General features: G+C 36.4%; 12 protein-coding genes and 1 riboswitch. Of the genes, 8 read left to right on the top strand and 4 right to left on the bottom strand.

The features are described 5' to 3' along the window. Positions 1 to 16: 16 nt before the first annotated feature. The gene (locus ACR1PO_RS19540) at positions 17 to 646 is read right to left on the bottom strand and encodes a DUF1062 domain-containing protein (protein WP_433987888.1); all 630 of its coding nucleotides are present in this window, start codon (positions 644 to 646) and stop codon (positions 17 to 19) included. A 488-nt stretch (positions 647 to 1,134) separates the two neighbouring features. On the opposite strand from ACR1PO_RS19540, the gene ACR1PO_RS19535 reads away from it, so the two are divergent. Next, complete coding sequence (locus ACR1PO_RS19535; RefSeq protein ID WP_433987887.1) at positions 1,135 to 2,550, top strand: aldehyde dehydrogenase family protein; 1,416 nt, start codon at positions 1,135 to 1,137, stop codon at positions 2,548 to 2,550. Between the two features lie 108 nt (positions 2,551 to 2,658). Further along, entirely contained in the window at positions 2,659 to 3,456 is a 798-nt protein-coding gene (locus tag ACR1PO_RS19530; protein ID WP_433987886.1) for a helix-turn-helix domain-containing protein, read from the top strand. A 117-nt stretch (positions 3,457 to 3,573) separates the two neighbouring features. Here ACR1PO_RS19530 and metE read toward each other — a convergent pair whose 3' ends face one another. Further along, positions 3,574 to 5,877 carry a 5-methyltetrahydropteroyltriglutamate--homocysteine S-methyltransferase gene (gene metE / locus ACR1PO_RS19525; RefSeq protein WP_433987885.1) on the bottom strand — a complete coding sequence of 768 codons (2,304 nt, stop codon included), beginning with the start codon at positions 5,875 to 5,877 and terminating at the stop codon, positions 3,574 to 3,576. Between the two features lie 172 nt (positions 5,878 to 6,049). Further along, positions 6,050 to 6,234: riboswitch (cobalamin riboswitch) on the bottom strand. 195 nt (positions 6,235 to 6,429) lie between these two features. Here metE and ACR1PO_RS19520 point away from each other — a divergent pair. Further along, a complete protein-coding gene (locus ACR1PO_RS19520; RefSeq protein WP_332387163.1) occupies positions 6,430 to 6,891 on the top strand; it encodes an Lrp/AsnC family transcriptional regulator in 462 nt (153 codons plus the stop codon). 73 nt (positions 6,892 to 6,964) lie between these two features. Here ACR1PO_RS19520 and ACR1PO_RS19515 read toward each other — a convergent pair whose 3' ends face one another. Together ACR1PO_RS19515 and ACR1PO_RS19510 are read right to left on the bottom strand one after the other, a co-directional pair. Continuing rightward, complete coding sequence (locus ACR1PO_RS19515) at positions 6,965 to 7,507, bottom strand: hypothetical protein (protein ID WP_433987884.1); 543 nt, start codon at positions 7,505 to 7,507, stop codon at positions 6,965 to 6,967. A 96-nt stretch (positions 7,508 to 7,603) separates the two neighbouring features. Beyond that, positions 7,604 to 8,155, bottom strand: a complete 552-nt coding sequence (locus ACR1PO_RS19510) for a GNAT family N-acetyltransferase (protein WP_433987883.1) — start codon at positions 8,153 to 8,155, stop codon at positions 7,604 to 7,606. 91 nt (positions 8,156 to 8,246) lie between these two features. On the opposite strand from ACR1PO_RS19510, the gene ACR1PO_RS19505 reads away from it, so the two are divergent. The 5 genes from ACR1PO_RS19505 to ACR1PO_RS19485 all read left to right on the top strand — a co-directional run bounded on the left by ACR1PO_RS19505 (position 8,247) and on the right by ACR1PO_RS19485 (position 15,034). After that, complete coding sequence (locus ACR1PO_RS19505) at positions 8,247 to 9,725, top strand: aminotransferase-like domain-containing protein (protein ID WP_433987882.1); 1,479 nt, start codon at positions 8,247 to 8,249, stop codon at positions 9,723 to 9,725. Between the two features lie 428 nt (positions 9,726 to 10,153). After that, positions 10,154 to 10,585, top strand: coding sequence for a helix-turn-helix domain-containing protein (locus ACR1PO_RS19500; RefSeq protein WP_433987881.1), 432 nt, complete (start codon positions 10,154 to 10,156; stop codon positions 10,583 to 10,585). 366 nt (positions 10,586 to 10,951) lie between these two features. Then, positions 10,952 to 12,340, top strand: coding sequence for a helix-turn-helix transcriptional regulator (locus ACR1PO_RS19495; protein WP_433987880.1), 1,389 nt, complete (start codon positions 10,952 to 10,954; stop codon positions 12,338 to 12,340). Positions 12,341 to 12,386: 46 nt separating this feature from the next. Continuing rightward, positions 12,387 to 13,892, top strand: coding sequence for a hypothetical protein (locus tag ACR1PO_RS19490; protein ID WP_433987879.1), 1,506 nt, complete (start codon positions 12,387 to 12,389; stop codon positions 13,890 to 13,892). A 320-nt stretch (positions 13,893 to 14,212) separates the two neighbouring features. Beyond that, positions 14,213 to 15,034, top strand: a complete 822-nt coding sequence (locus tag ACR1PO_RS19485) for a phage tail-like protein (protein ID WP_433987878.1) — start codon at positions 14,213 to 14,215, stop codon at positions 15,032 to 15,034. Positions 15,035 to 15,045: the final 11 nt, after the last annotated feature.

Here is a 15,045-nt window from a genome sequence, read left to right as displayed (position 1 = left end):
TATTTAGCATCTGTGATTATTGAGAACAATCCTCTTTCCCGATGAGAAGAAGGTTGATGAGTTCTTGTCTGTTGATTTTAACAACATCACCATTTTTAATTTTATACTTCTTCTGCAGGAGTTTTTCATTACAATAAACCGCATTGATATTCATCAGTTGATTCAATTGGGAAGATGAAAGGCCAAAACATTTTCTTATAACTGTTGAAACTCTTACATTAAAATCGAAAGGATATTGTATTTGAAACGAAATCATTTCATTTTTCATATTTGTCAGGTCTTCAACGGAAAGATCTTCACGGATAATTTCATATTCTACACTTTCCGGATCTGCTTCCACATTATTTTTCCTTATTGTTTCCAGTGAAAATGCATATGTCCAAACTGTTTCCAAATTATTTTCTGACAATTTATCAAACAAATCTTTACTGATAGCTTCTGTCCTGATTCTTGAAAATACAGTTATATTGTAGGTATTATTGCATTGTATACACCGGTAAATTAACCATATATCAATATTCTTTTTTTGAGCATTCAGTCTGAATTTATCGCTGCATTGAAATCTGTAGCTGTTACAATGATTGCATTTCTTTTTTAGTAAGGGAGTATTTTTCGCTTTTACCTCCCATATATGTATAGTACTCATTACTTATAGTTGTGCTTAATATTCTTTGTAGGATTTTTTCCATATTATTCACACTCTGCAGTAAAGTTGATATGCATCTGATTTTACTCAAGACTCTTTTAAGATTAGTTTGCTGTAAGTTTCGTCATTGTTACAGACAAAATACAGACACAGTTGCTTTTACAGGCACTGCAATAAATAATATGATAAAATGAAAACCTGTTCAGGTAGAATTACCCAAACGAAAGAACGATCAGCCTGTGGTTATTGAGACTGATACTAAGCGATAATAAGTTTAAGAGTTGTTCTCAAAACAAGTTGTTTACTTGGTTATGATAAAAGTAGTTAATTTTATTGAAGAACAGTGAGTTTTTACATTTAATTCCAGGTAAGTAAATTTGCACCCCATTTGCGGGAAAAATTGAACCATACAACAAACAAAAATTGAACCATACAACAAACCTGTCTTTTCCGTTTCTGACGAACTTTGTGGTATTAAAATCATCAAAATGAATCAGATTAATAAAATTTACATCAACGGCGAATTTGTTACGCCGAGCGGAACAGAAACTTTTGATCTTATAAGTCCAGTTACCAATCAAAAAACAGGCGAAGTAATTTTGGGAAATGAGGAAGACACCCGAATGGCCATCGCAGCAGCGAAAAAAGCTTTTAAGACATTTTCAAAAACAACAAAAGAAGAACGCATTGGTTTTCTTAAAAAGCTGCATGAAGCGGTAAGCAAACGGGAAGATGAACTAGTTTCCGTCATGGTCAATGAATACGGAGGAACATTACAGTTTTGCAGAATGAGCGTTCAGAATGCAATTTCTGCCTTTACAACTACGATCAAGACCTTAGAATCTTATAGTTTCGAAAGAACAGCCGGATATTCTAAAGTACGTTTTGAATCTCTGGGTGTAGTAGGAATCATCACACCATGGAATGCCAGCAACAGCTTTATCTGCAACAAACTCGCAACCGCTATTGCTGCCGGATGTACCGCCGTTATCAAACCCAGTGAAATGAGTGCTGCCCAGACCCAGCTGCTTACTGAATGTTTTCATGAAGCGGGCTTGCCTGAAGGAGTATTCAATATAGTTAACGGATTAGGAAACGTAGTAGGAGCAGAAATTACTCAGCATCCTGATATCGCTAAAATATCCTTCACCGGATCTACATTGACCGGAAAAGCGATTGCCAAAGGGGCTGTAGATACGATGAAAAGGGTAACCTTAGAACTTGGCGGGAAGTCTCCCAATATCATTCTTGAAGACGCTGATCTTGATAAGGCTATTCCTATGGCTGTTTTCGGAGCTTATATGAACAACGGGCAGGCATGTATTGCCCCTACCCGGCTGCTTGTTCCCCAAAACCGGCTGGATGAGGTAAATAAACTCGCTAAAAAAGCTGCAGAACAGGTAAAGGTGGGAAATCCTGACGAAGAGGACACTCTTGTAGGCCCTATGGTAAGTGTCAGACAATTTGAACGCGTACAAAGTTATATCCGGCTGGGGCAGGAAGAAGGCGCAACTCTGCTGGCAGGTGGTGAAGGTAAGCCGCAAGGTCTTGAAGACGGTAACTTTGTAAAGGCAACCATCTTTACCAACGTACGTAATGATATGCGTATTGCCCAGGAAGAAATCTTCGGACCTGTATTATCCATTATTCCTTATGCTGATGAAGAGGAAGCCATTGCGATTGCCAATGACACTCATTATGGTCTGGCAGCTTATATCAGCTCTTCTGATCAGGAGCATGCTGAACGTGTAGCCGCACGGATTGATGCCGGTAGAATATGTATCAACGGTTTTTCACATGATCCTTATGCTCCTTTCGGCGGCTTTAAACAAAGCGGGATAGGACGTGAATATGGTGTATTCGGGCTGGAAGCTTATCTGGAGCCAAAGGCTGTTATTGTATAAAAAATTATATTCATCACAGTACAATGTTCTAAGAGCATTTTGCTGTGATGATGCTAAAAAGTTTTGTAAGTTTGAAAAAACAACAGATCAAGAAATAACATTCGAGCCATGAGTGAAAATAATATTCCTTTTCCCATCAATTACTCCTGTCATTTTACAGAATTCAGGGAAGGAGAACAGTTTGCGCGGATTCACAGCCTGGGACTTGTTCTTTCCGGGGAAATGGAGCTGAATGACGGGATCACCAAAACGATATTCAAAGAAGGTGAGCTTTATTCTGCAAGAAAAAACCGTTTGGTGAAGTTTGCAAAATATCCTCCTAAAGATGGCGAAATCAAAACTGTAACCATTTATTTTGATGAAGCTATCTTACGGGATTTCAGCCGTGAGTACGGATATCAGGCAGAGAAGAAAGAAAATGTACCCGCCTATATAAAACCCAATCAGAAGGCATTAACTTCTTTTATGTATTCATTGCTTGCCTACGAGGAATTACCTTCATCTCAAGAACTTCTGCGTCTCAAACAAAAAGAAGCGTTACTTCTGATGCTGAACTACGACCCCGGTCTTAAGGATATTTTATTTGATTTCTCAGAACCTCATAAAATTGATATCGAATCTTTTATGAATAAAAATTTTCACTTCAATGTCAATGTAGAGCATTTTGCCTATTTAACGGGAAGAAGTTTATCTGCCTTTAAAAGAGATTTTCAGAAAATATTCGGTATTCCACCGAGACAATGGTTACAGCACCGGAGATTAAAGGAAGCCCATTTTCTGCTAACCCAAAAAGGAAGATCGGTTTCTGATGTTTATCTGGATCTGGGGTTTGAAAATCTATCCCATTTCTCTTTTGCCTTTAAAAAACAGTTTGGTTATCCTCCAAGCTCATTACAGGCAAAATAGAATAAAAAGTGAGCAGGCTATTGCAGTTATCCATGTTTTAACTCTTTAAAATATCAGATCGTGTCATGAAAATCACGACACGATCTGAATAATTGAATCTAATTATTGTAAAGTTTTTTAAAGTGCATATTCCACAGAAGCTTCTTTAGCAGCAGCTACCATTGCTATCAGAGCTTTTTCGGTTTCTTCCCAATGTCTTGTTTTAAGCCCGCAGTCAGGATTTACCCAAAGCTGGCCGGCAGGAATTACATTCTGGGCTTTTCTCAGCAGCTCAATCATTTCTTCTTTTGACGGAACCCTTGGTGAATGGATATCGTATACCCCGGGGCCGATTTCATTCGGATATTTAAAGTCTGCAAAAGCATTCAGAAGCTCCATCTGGGAACGGGAACATTCTATCGTAATTACGTCTGCATCCATATCAGCAATATTTTCAATAATGTCATTGAACTCCGAATAGCACATATGTGTATGGATCTGGGTAGCATCCTCTACTCCGCTTGCTGAAATTCTGAAGGCTTCCACTGCCCATTTCAGGTAATTCTGCCACTCGGTTTTTCTTAACGGAAGGCCTTCTCTTATCGCAGGTTCATCAATCTGAATAATTCTGATCCCTGCTTTTTCCAGATCCACCACTTCATCACGGATCGCCAATGCAATCTGCCTGCATGTTTCCGAACGTGGCTGATCATCACGTACAAAAGACCATTGTAAAATCGTAACAGGACCTGTAAGCATTCCTTTCACCCATTTCTCAGTCTGGGATTGTGCATACTGAGACCAGTAAACCGTCATCGGAGTTGGGCGGGAAACATCACCGAAGATTACAGGAGGCTTTACGCAACGGCTTCCGTAACTCTGTACCCAGCCGTTTTTAGTGAATACAAATCCTTCCAGCCGTTCTCCGAAATACTCTACCATGTCATTGCGCTCAAATTCTCCGTGAACCAGTACATCAATTCCGATGTCTTCCTGCCAGCGGATTGTTCTTTGCGTTTCTTCTTTCAGCAGCCTGTCATACTGTTCTGCTGTCAGTTCTCCTTTTTTGAATTTTGCTCTCCAGCTTCTTACTTCTGCAGTCTGCGGAAACGACCCGATAGTTGTTGTCGGGAATAAAGGAAGCTGTAATGCTTTTTGCTGTTGTTCTTTACGGATTCTGAAGATATTAATTCTTTGCGTATCCTTTTCTGTTACAGCATTAGCTCTCTGCTTTACCTGATCATTATGAATAAGAGAAGAAGTTCTTCTGCTTTCAACTGCTTTTTTATTTTCTTCAAAAGCTTCAAGAATCTGATCAATTTCTGTTTCCGATACCAGCTCTTTAAGCGTTACTACTTCCGTTACTTTCTGTTTGGCAAAAGCCAGCCAGTTTTTAATTTCAGGATTAAGATTGGTTTCAAAATCAAGATCACAAGGGGAATGCAGCAATGAGCAAGATGGTGCGATCAAAACTCTTTCAGAGCCTAATTGATTCACTGCTTTTTTTATCAGAGACAATGACTTTTGATAATCATTTTTCCAGATATTTCTTCCGTCAACCACCCCTAATGACAGGCTTACACTTTCAGGAATAATGTACAGTATATCATCCAGCTGTTCAGGATTTCTTACAAGATCTACGTGCAGCACATTCACAGGAAGTGAAGCAGCCAGTGATGCATTATCTTTTAATCCTTCAAAATAAGTGGCAATAATAAATTTCAGTTTTGGGAAACGTTTCCTTATTTCAGCATATACAAAATGATATGTTTCTTTTGCCTTCTCATTTAAATCCAATGCCAAAAAAGGTTCATCAAACTGAATCCATTCTGCGCCCTGATCCTGAAGTTTGGTTAAAATTTCCGAGTATACATGAAGAAGGTTTCCGGCCAGATCCAGCTTATCAAATCCTTCTTCTTTTTCTTTTCCCAATAACAGATAAGAAACCAGCCCGATAATAACCGGTTTGGCATTGATCCCAGCCTGCTTTGCTCCTGCAAATTCATTGAAAATTTTATCTGAGCTCAGTTTAAACTGCTGGTTTTTATAAAATTCGGGAACAATATAATGGTAATTGGTATCGAACCATTTGGTCATTTCCATTGCTGTGATATCCAGTCCTTCTTTCTGATATCCTCTTGCCATGGCAAAATAAAGATCCAGCTCAGAGTTATTCTTTTTAAGAACCACTTCATGGTAGCGGGACGGTATTGCCCCCACCACAAGGCTCATATCCAGAACCTGATCATAGTATGAAAAATCATTACACGGAATAAGATCTATTCCTGCTTCTTTCTGAATATTCCAGTTTTGGTTACAGATATTTCTGCCTGTATTCAGAAGTTCTTCCGGAAGGATTTTACCTGACCAATACTGCTCGCAGGCTTTTTTGAGTTCTCTTTTGCTACCAATACGCGGATAGCCCAGAATGTGAGTTTGCATTTTTTAAACTTTTATATTAAAACTTGATGTGAAGTCTTTTTAAATGCTTCTTAATGCTTAACGAATAGAAATTCCGGGGAAAATGGCATAGCAGACCCTACAGTTTTCACAGGAGAAAACGTACTTATCTGATATATCATCTGTATGACCCAAAGCTTCAGACCGCGAAAGCACTGTCAATCCAGTAAAGGCAGGTCTCCTGACTTGTAACAGTTTCTGTCATCCTTCCCGCTTTGGCAGTGGATATGCAAGGACAGAAACCTTTGGCGTGTTACTTACAGTTGCGCGACAGCTCGTGATTTGCACACGATTCCCTATTAATCTACGTTAAGTAAAACCTTTTCTGTTTGATGAAGTATCTCTAAAGAACTGTACTTTTACTTTCAGCAGCTGCTTTCTGTAAAAGTTTTTAATTTTGGGTAAAATTAACAATACAGAATAAAAATTCAGTCAAAATGCAATAATTAAGCAAATAAAACTGTATGAATAACAATTGAAAGCATATTATCCTGTATCTTTGACCGTTTTTATAATTTTAAAGAATAATATTCTGTGGAACAACTCGATGATAAGGATTTACAGCTGCTCAGGCTGCTCCAGAAAAATGCCAAACTGACCGTAAAAGAACTTGCAAAAGAGGTAAACCTCTCTGCTTCTCCGGTTTTTGAAAGAATAAAAAGGCTTGAACAGGAAGGCTTCGTTAAAAGATATGCTGCAGTTCTCGATGCTGAAAAGCTCAACCGCGGATTTACCGTTTTCTGTCAGATCAAGCTGAAAATTCATGACAGATCTGTCGGTTATGATTTTGTAAAAGAGATTCTGGAAATAGAAGAAGTTGCCGAATGCTACAATATTTCAGGGGATTTTGATTTTCTTCTGAAAGTACAGGTAAGGGATATGAAGCATTACCAGGATTTCGTATTCAATAAACTGGGCTCCGTAGATTCTATAGGAAGTACCCACAGTACTTTTGTGATGGCTGAGGTAAAAAACAACCATGGATTGATGATATAATTTTTTAAAGTTCACGTTACAAATAAAAAATCCGTCATTATTTGACGGATTGTGTAGTATTTTTTGCGGCTGATTAATTCACTGCCGGATTTATAACTCCTGTTGTTAAACTTAATGATTTTAACAGGCTTTTACTGTCGAACTGCAGTGTTGCATAATGTTTGCCTTTTTTAAAAACAAGTTTTGACCCTCCGGGGAATTCACTTCCTGCACCCATTTTCTGTACCTTCGCACCGTATTTACTGAACTTTGTTTTACAATCCTGCAATGTACTTTTGTTCATGATAAGACCGAAAGGAAGCCCTTCTACTACTATTGGCCTGTCGTCTGAAGTAACAAAAAACATTTCATTAACTGTATTATCCTTTCCCAGACTGGTATACATTTCAAGCCCTGTCTTCATTGGCCATTTCACATATTTTTCTTCATTGGCATCTTCATAAAAAACCGGCTTTACATTCAATGCTTTTGAGATTTTATCGGTTGTCTGCGGGAAAATAAATTCTGAATTCCTGTCTAATAAGGAATTTAAAGCTGCTGTTTTCTGTGAAAATGCGGTTACACTTAATGCCAGAAAAAAGATTGTTACAATAAACCTGAATGATTTCGTCTTCATGGAATAATTTAAAATTCTAATGATTTGAAGGTTAAAGGTATTAAAATTACATTATTCAGTCCTACAAAACTTTAATAATATTTCCCTTTAATTATTTTATTTTTTTGCAGAACTACAATAAACTTCCCATTTCTCCTTTGATATTTCATAGATATAATTCAATGAAGAGCTTTCTCCAAAATAGCTTACTTCCTCTTCACCTACTTTCTCTGCTCCAATCCTGCCGATTGCTATTTGTGAACGGACATTATCAGCTCCAATCTGAAAATACACCTTTTCAACATACTGAAAAATATAGTTTAACATAGCGGCTTTCACAACCGGATTTATTCCCTTACCCCAGCAATCCACCGAATAAAAGGTATATCCTATAAAGATGCTGTTTTCACTGGGATTATAATCATAAAAGCGGGTACTTCCTACAATCTTTCCCGTGAATTTGTCAACCACCCGGAATGCGCCTTTACTTTGAATGGCTCCGTCAAAAAACACTTTAAATACATCTTTTTTCCATCGGTCTTTACTGGGATGCTGCTCCCAGACTTTAGGATCTGCCGCTGCTGCATACACTTCTTCAAAATCTTCTTCCTTCAAAGGATATAAATCTACTTTTTCAGTTTCTAAATGAGGCTGAATATTAAATTTCATATTATTTCTGTTAAATTTTATTTTGATTATTATTTAACTGCAGCAAAATTAACTGCACATTGGAGTATATTTGTAATCCAATACAAATAAAATGGATAGTCCAATTATTAAAAGTCTGCTGAATCACATAACCATTGATCCTGCTTCCAACCGGGCAGTATATCTCCAGTTATCAGATGGAATTTTAATCCTTATCAGACAGGGGAAATTAAAAACAGGACAAAAACTACCTTCTTCAAGAGAGATAGCAAAACTATTCAATATCAATCGGATCACAGCGTCTAAAGCATTTGATGAATTACAGATGCAGGGCTGGCTGGAAAGCTTCATCGGACGCGGGACATTTGTTTCCTCACACATTCCGGAACCCGATCCTGAAAAGCTTCAGGATATTGTCAGCAATAAAGGAATTAAAACAGCAGGTTTTGAACTTCATGAAAATCATTACCTTCCTAATCCTTACTTTATTCCCAACTCAGATCTTCATCTGGATGACGGTTATCCGGATCCGAAGCTGGCCCCCTTAAAAGAACTTTACAGAGCCTACAGAAACCAGCTGACCAGAAGCGGTTTATATGATAAATTCGGGAGCTATAGTTTTCCTGATGGTTCCGAATTCTACAAAACCACCTTATCCAATCACTTGAACGAAACCAGAGGATTAAAAACTTCTCTGAAAAATATTTTATCCGTTCGCGGAACCCTGATGGGAATTAATCTTGTCTGTACAGGATTGATAAACCCCGGTGATGTAGTAGTATCAGGAATTCCGGGATGGCAGCGTGCAGAACACAATTTTATACATGCCAAAGCCCAACACATAGGGATTCCTGTAGATGAGTATGGGGTATGTGTGGATGAACTGAAAAAGATCTGTAAAAAAACGAAAGTGAGGATGGTATATGTAACCCCCCACCATCATTATCCAACTACGGTATCGCTCCGTATTGACAGAAGACTTGAGCTGTTGAGACTTGCCAATGAATATGGTTTTATTATTTTTGAAGACGACTATGATTTTGACTTTCACTATAGCCGCCGCCCTTTACTACCGCTGGCCAGTGCTGATGAAAACGGAATGGTCATCTATTGCGGTTCTTTCAGTAAAAGCTTTTCTCCTGCCTTTCGTATGGGTTATCTGGTGGCTTCAGAAAATGTCATTAAACATCTTTCCAATATACGTGTACTGCTGGACCGGCAGGGAGATCATATCCTTGACAATGCCATAGCAGATATTATAAACGACGGAACGGTGCAGCGCTATACGAGGAAAGCTTTAAGTATATATCAGGGCAGACGGGATCATTTCTGTAATTTATTGAAATCTGAGCTTAACAAAGCAATAGATTTTTCAGTTCCTGAAGGAGGAATGACTGTCTGGACAGAGTTTGATAAGAGCATTAATCTTGAAAAACTGGCAGCATACGCTTATTCAAAAGGCTTATACATATCAGATGGCAGTTTACACCGGTATGAAGGATATGATCAGAATGCAATACGTCTGGGTTTTGCCTCGTCCACTATAGACCAGCTTGAGCGGAGTGTAGAAATTCTGAAAGGATTAATCTAAGCTTAAAAAACTGGACTATATATTTTATCAAAATCGGACTACATACCCAAACCACTCTATCGATAAATTTGCATTGCGAAAAAAATCATACAATTTTAGACTTTATATTTTTTTTTGACAGCCAATATGTCAAAAATTGTATTGTAATTTATATGATTTTGATAGTAAATGAAAGCTAGCTATTTTAATTTATTTTGTAAAAAACAGGTTTAATAATCGGATTTAAAAGTTTATATTTTCATGGCTGATTTTTTCCCAGAAAGGTAAAATCAGCCAGCAAATAACACAATTTGATAAGTTTCGACAGTTATCGACAGTCATGACAATTCCTGTATTTAAGCAATCTTAATAATTTTGCATACGATTTGAAAATGCTGTAATCTGCTTCAAATATTTTTATTTTAAAAAACACAAATTTAATACTACGGATGATTTACGATATTAAGAATATCCATATGGGTGACCTCATCACCCAAAGAATAAAAGAATATAATATAGATAATAACAGAATCTGTAAGTTTATAAAATGTACAGATGATGAATTAACGAAAATATTATCCCAGAAATCCATAGAAAGTGATCTGATTCTAAGATTCAGTATTTTGCTTGAATATGATTTTTTCAGGGTCTATTCCAATTACCTGATCCTTTATGCACCTCCTGCCAAAGTAAATAACAGCAATGCCCGATCTTCGCTCCCACAGTTTAGAAAAAAACTCTACACCCAGGAAATTATTTCATTCATTCTGGAGCTTATTGATTCAGGGAAAAAAAGTAAAAAGGAAGTGATGAATGAATACAGAATTCCTAAAACCACATTATATAAATGGATTGGTAAATATAAAAATGGATTTCATTAGTTGTAATCAACAGTTCTTCTACAGTCTCTTATACAATCACATATATTCTTATCCCTTTTACACTCTGTTGAGACAATGGAGTTCAAAAAGCAGTATCGGATATTATAAAAAGTTTAAACAATTACTTATATCCGTACAGATATAAAACTTAGTCATCATATATGATGATAATCCGATAAAATATAATAATAAATAAGTAACTTTAATAGGTAAATCTTTTGCATCAATTGTGTTTACCCATGGGATTTATCCAATATTTAAAAACTTTTATTTGTGAAAATTAAATTTTTACTGATAATTTTAGTTGTCTTCTATAATTTTTGTTATTCACAGGACAATAATGAACAGCAAAAAAGTATTGATAGTATGATTGTTGCTGTTCAGGGTAAAGATATTTATGCCACCAAAGGAAGCAGTGAAGTCTTACGGATCTGTACTGAAATATATTACCAATCTAAAGAGATTGATTACACCAACGGAATGATACAGGCTGATCTGAAAATGTCAGAAGTTTACCTGAATGAACAGAATTATAAAGACGCCTTTGAGAAGATTATGCAAGGTAAAAGTCTTGCAAAGAAAGATGATAATCATTATTTGTTATCTATGTTTCTTATACAGGAAGCTGTGGTTTATTCTGAACTGGGATATATTAAAAGATCTCAGAAAGCACTTAGCAACTCCTTGCTCCTTCTTAATAAAATACCTGCAAAAGAAAGTTATTTGATAAAAGGGCTTGTTGACAGGACAAAAGCGAAAAACATTCAAACAGCAGCAGGCAGTACAAAGGATTCTGCTTTGGTCTATCTATACAGAGGTTATGAGGAGATAAGAAAGATGAGTAATAAAAGTCCTTATAAAAAGGTTTTTCTGAGTCTTTTCGCAACAGACCTGGCAGAAGAGTATTATCTGAGAAATGATTTATCAAAATCAGAGATGTATCTGAATGAGTTTAAGAAAATAATGTCCCAGCAAAAGGATCAATCTGAATTCATCCATTATTATATCCTTAAAGGAAATATAGAAAATAAAAAGCATAACTATACACAATCACTGTATTTCTTCAACAAAGCCCTGGAAATCAACCAGAAATATAAAATATATACTCTCACGCTAAAAGATATTTATTCAGGAAAAGCAGACGCTTATTTGGGGCTTAATGATTTTAAAAATCAGGCAGCATACAGTACAAGAGCAAAGAAAATTACAGATAGTATTGTTATAGCTGACCAGCAATTGTTAAACAGAACAATAGACTTTAATGAAAATGAGAAATCCTTTCCTGACAAGGAAAATATCAATTATTATCTTGTTGCAGGTATACTCATAATGTTGGCGGGTTTGACGCTCTATATTACACATCGTAAAAAACCAAACAAAGCAACTGTAGAAGACAACCTGCCGGAACAGGGTCCTAAACCAATGATTATCTATGAAAATGCAAGGATTGAAACAGAGGTTGAAGTACTCCGGGAACTTGTTCAGCTGGCCAAAAATGACGATAAATCTTTTCTTCTCAGGTTTTCTGAAGCCTTTCCGGCTTTCAACCAGAAACTTATCAGTATCAATCCCCAGCTTACCCATTCGGATCTGGAATATTGTGCTTTAATCAAGCTGAAATTCGATACCAAGGAAATAGCCCGTTATAAAAATGTTACTATAAATTCTGTTGTCAGTAAAAAATACCGGATCAGAAAAAAACTGAATATAAGCACTGATGAAAACATGTATACCTGGATGCTGAATATCGGATAAATTTTTATTTGACTTTAAAAAATATTGAATTTTTAAACTTACTACAGTGAGAACAAAATTGTTTTTTTACATATTACTTATTCTCAGCAGCATATACTCTTACCCGCAAGATTATTCCGGGCGGAAAAAGAGCATTGACAGTTTAATAAAAATTGGAAAAAGTAAAGATGCTTACAGTAATATCGGAAGCAAAGGATTATTAAAACTGTGGCATACCATATTTTCACAATCCAAAGGCATTCAGTATTCAAAAGGAATTACGGAATCTATGAAAATCATACCCTCCATTTATATGAATGAACAGCGGTATGAAGAAGCCCTGAAAATAATCCCTGAAGGCAAAATTTTAGCGGAGAAATATCATGATTATGACACGCTGGCCTGGCTCTATCTGGAAGAAGGAATGATTTATACTGAACTAGGCTATACCAAAAGGTCACGGAAATCGCTCAACAAAGCTCTTGCTCAGGCAGATAGTACCAGCAGTGAAGAAGCTCATATCATTAAAGCGACAGTATACAGAACCATGGCAAGAAACCTGAGAAAGGAAAATGAAACCGGGAAAAAAGATTCTATCTTACTATATCTTCACAATGGTTATAATGAATCAAAGAAAACAAGCTCTGCATTTTCCTATAGAAATTTTTATATTTCTTCATTCGCTATAGAATTAAGTAACGAATATTATTCTAAAAATGACATCAAAAATACTGAAAAATATCTGGCGCTGTTTGCCAGAGATATGAAAACAGAAAAAGATCAATCAGAGTTTATCAGATATTATACATTAAAAGGAAACATAGAGAATAAAAGGAAAAGCTACAAAAAAGCATTAGAGAATTTTGAAAAGGCAGCCCAAGCATCCCAGCAAGCTAAAATTTATCCATTACTGGTAAAAGATATTTATTCAGGAAAAGCTGAATCCTATTTAGGCCTTGAAGATTATAAAAACCAGGCCATCTATTCTGCAAAAGCACAAAAAATAACTGACAGCATCTTACAAGTTGAAAAGAAGGTATTGAATAATGTTATTTCTCTTCCTGACGAAAAGAATACCCAAACCCAAACAGAACCGGATAATAAATCACTGACAATCATTATTATTTTATCTATCTCTTTTGCAGGCATTATCATATATATTTTTTGTTCCGGAAGAGAGAGCCTTCATAAAACAGATGAAACCCTCGCTGGTACCGAGGAAAGCTCAAACCAAAATGATGCATCCTCTTACCAAAGGGTAAAACAGGATATCAATACTGACGCTGTTAATGAACTCATACAACTCGTTCATAACAATGACAAATCTTTCCATCTGAAGTTTTCTGAAACCTTTCCAACATTTCATAAACAACTGCTGAAAATCAATCCGCAACTCTCCCATTCTGATCTGGAATATTGCGCGCTGATCAAATTAAAGTTTGATACCAAAGAAATAGCACGTTATAAGAAGGTAACCCTCAATTCCGTAATCAGTAAAAAATACAGGATCAGAAAAAAGCTGAACATCAGCACAGAGGAAAATATGTATACATGGATACTAAATCATGGATAATTTTCAACATTTTTATCTTTTTAACAATCCCGATTAACAAAATGACAGATTCCGCTAGTTTATGACAATGCTTTTATAGTATTAGAAATCAACCCTTAAAATATCTTTGCCACAGAATCCGGATGATCAGTTGAAATAATGATTAGCAAATTACTATTGTCATAGTGAAAAGGTAAAATTTATATCATCAGATATTTATCAGGTTTCGATTCTATTAACACAAATGTCATTATATTTTGAATTAGGAGGAAGGATATCTTCCCTTATCCTTCCCTTCTAAATCTGAATTAAAAAACACAAAATGTAAAAATAATTATACAATGAAAAAAACACATTTCATACTAGTGTGCCTGCTTGCCGTTAAAGGATATGCACAAATTAGTATTTCCACTAATTCCAGTGATCATGAACCACATCCCAATGCCATTCTGGATGTAAAATCCACAACTCCTGCCAAGGCTGTCCTGCTGCCTTCCGTACCTCAAATAAGCAGCGCAGCAAACCCTGTTGGAGATGATACATTTAAAGGAGCATTAGTATACAGTAAGAGTAACGCTTCAGTTTACGAACACGATGGAACACGATGGAAAAGTACCTATGACTATATTGTTGAAACCAAACCGCAGTACCTTGCCCACTTTTCCCGGCCTTCCAATGTTACTTTGTCATGCACTATTCCTTTTCTTGGAACAGGCTGTACAGTATCTGACATTGTAATACCTATTAGCAGCTCAGGAGCTTCAGATTTTCAGGGAGCTAATATCAACCTGTCACTTGCCTCCAATATTATTACTGTAAATGAAGCGGCATTATATAGGATTACCTACAGATCCTATGCGGTGTTAGGTTCGGCACCTACCGAAGTACGGTTAAAGCTTCAAAAAGCAAATGCAACAACCCCAACTGTCTTTGCAGATATTGATTCACAGTCATTTACCTCAGACAACGCTAGTTTAGGATATAATCCGGTATTTAACGGCTCAATTGTTACTCAACTGAATGTTGGTGATAAAATTCGTCTGGCTGGCTATATGCAGTATTTCCCTGCAGTACCATTTCCTGGTATCTCAATATCTTCTACCTTCCAGAACAATGGAATGAATGGTACCGGAGAGCTCGTTTTTGAAAAAGTAATCCTTTAATTATACACATA

Source organism: Chryseobacterium amylolyticum, from assembly GCF_051011775.1.
GTDB lineage: Bacteria > Bacteroidota > Bacteroidia > Flavobacteriales > Weeksellaceae > Chryseobacterium.
This window is presented reverse-complemented; position numbering and strand designations above follow the sequence as displayed.

Bases quoted from the DNA above. Each gene is read 5' to 3' on its own strand.
- ACR1PO_RS19495 (WP_433987880.1), top strand. From the start codon at position 10,952: ATGATTGTTGCTGTTCAGGGTAAAGATATTTATGCCACCAAAGGAAGC.
- ACR1PO_RS19505 (WP_433987882.1), top strand. From the start codon at position 8,247: ATGGATAGTCCAATTATTAAAAGTCTGCTGAATCACATAACCATTGAT.
- ACR1PO_RS19540 (WP_433987888.1), bottom strand. From the start codon at position 646: ATGAGTACTATACATATATGGGAGGTAAAAGCGAAAAATACTCCCTTA.
- ACR1PO_RS19515 (WP_433987884.1), bottom strand. From the start codon at position 7,507: ATGAAGACGAAATCATTCAGGTTTATTGTAACAATCTTTTTTCTGGCA.
- ACR1PO_RS19485 (WP_433987878.1), top strand. From the start codon at position 14,213: ATGAAAAAAACACATTTCATACTAGTGTGCCTGCTTGCCGTTAAAGGA.
- ACR1PO_RS19510 (WP_433987883.1), bottom strand. From the start codon at position 8,155: ATGAAATTTAATATTCAGCCTCATTTAGAAACTGAAAAAGTAGATTTA.
- ACR1PO_RS19535 (WP_433987887.1), top strand. From the start codon at position 1,135: ATGAATCAGATTAATAAAATTTACATCAACGGCGAATTTGTTACGCCG.
- metE (WP_433987885.1), bottom strand. From the start codon at position 5,877: ATGCAAACTCACATTCTGGGCTATCCGCGTATTGGTAGCAAAAGAGAA.
- ACR1PO_RS19500 (WP_433987881.1), top strand. From the start codon at position 10,154: ATGATTTACGATATTAAGAATATCCATATGGGTGACCTCATCACCCAA.
- ACR1PO_RS19530 (WP_433987886.1), top strand. From the start codon at position 2,659: ATGAGTGAAAATAATATTCCTTTTCCCATCAATTACTCCTGTCATTTT.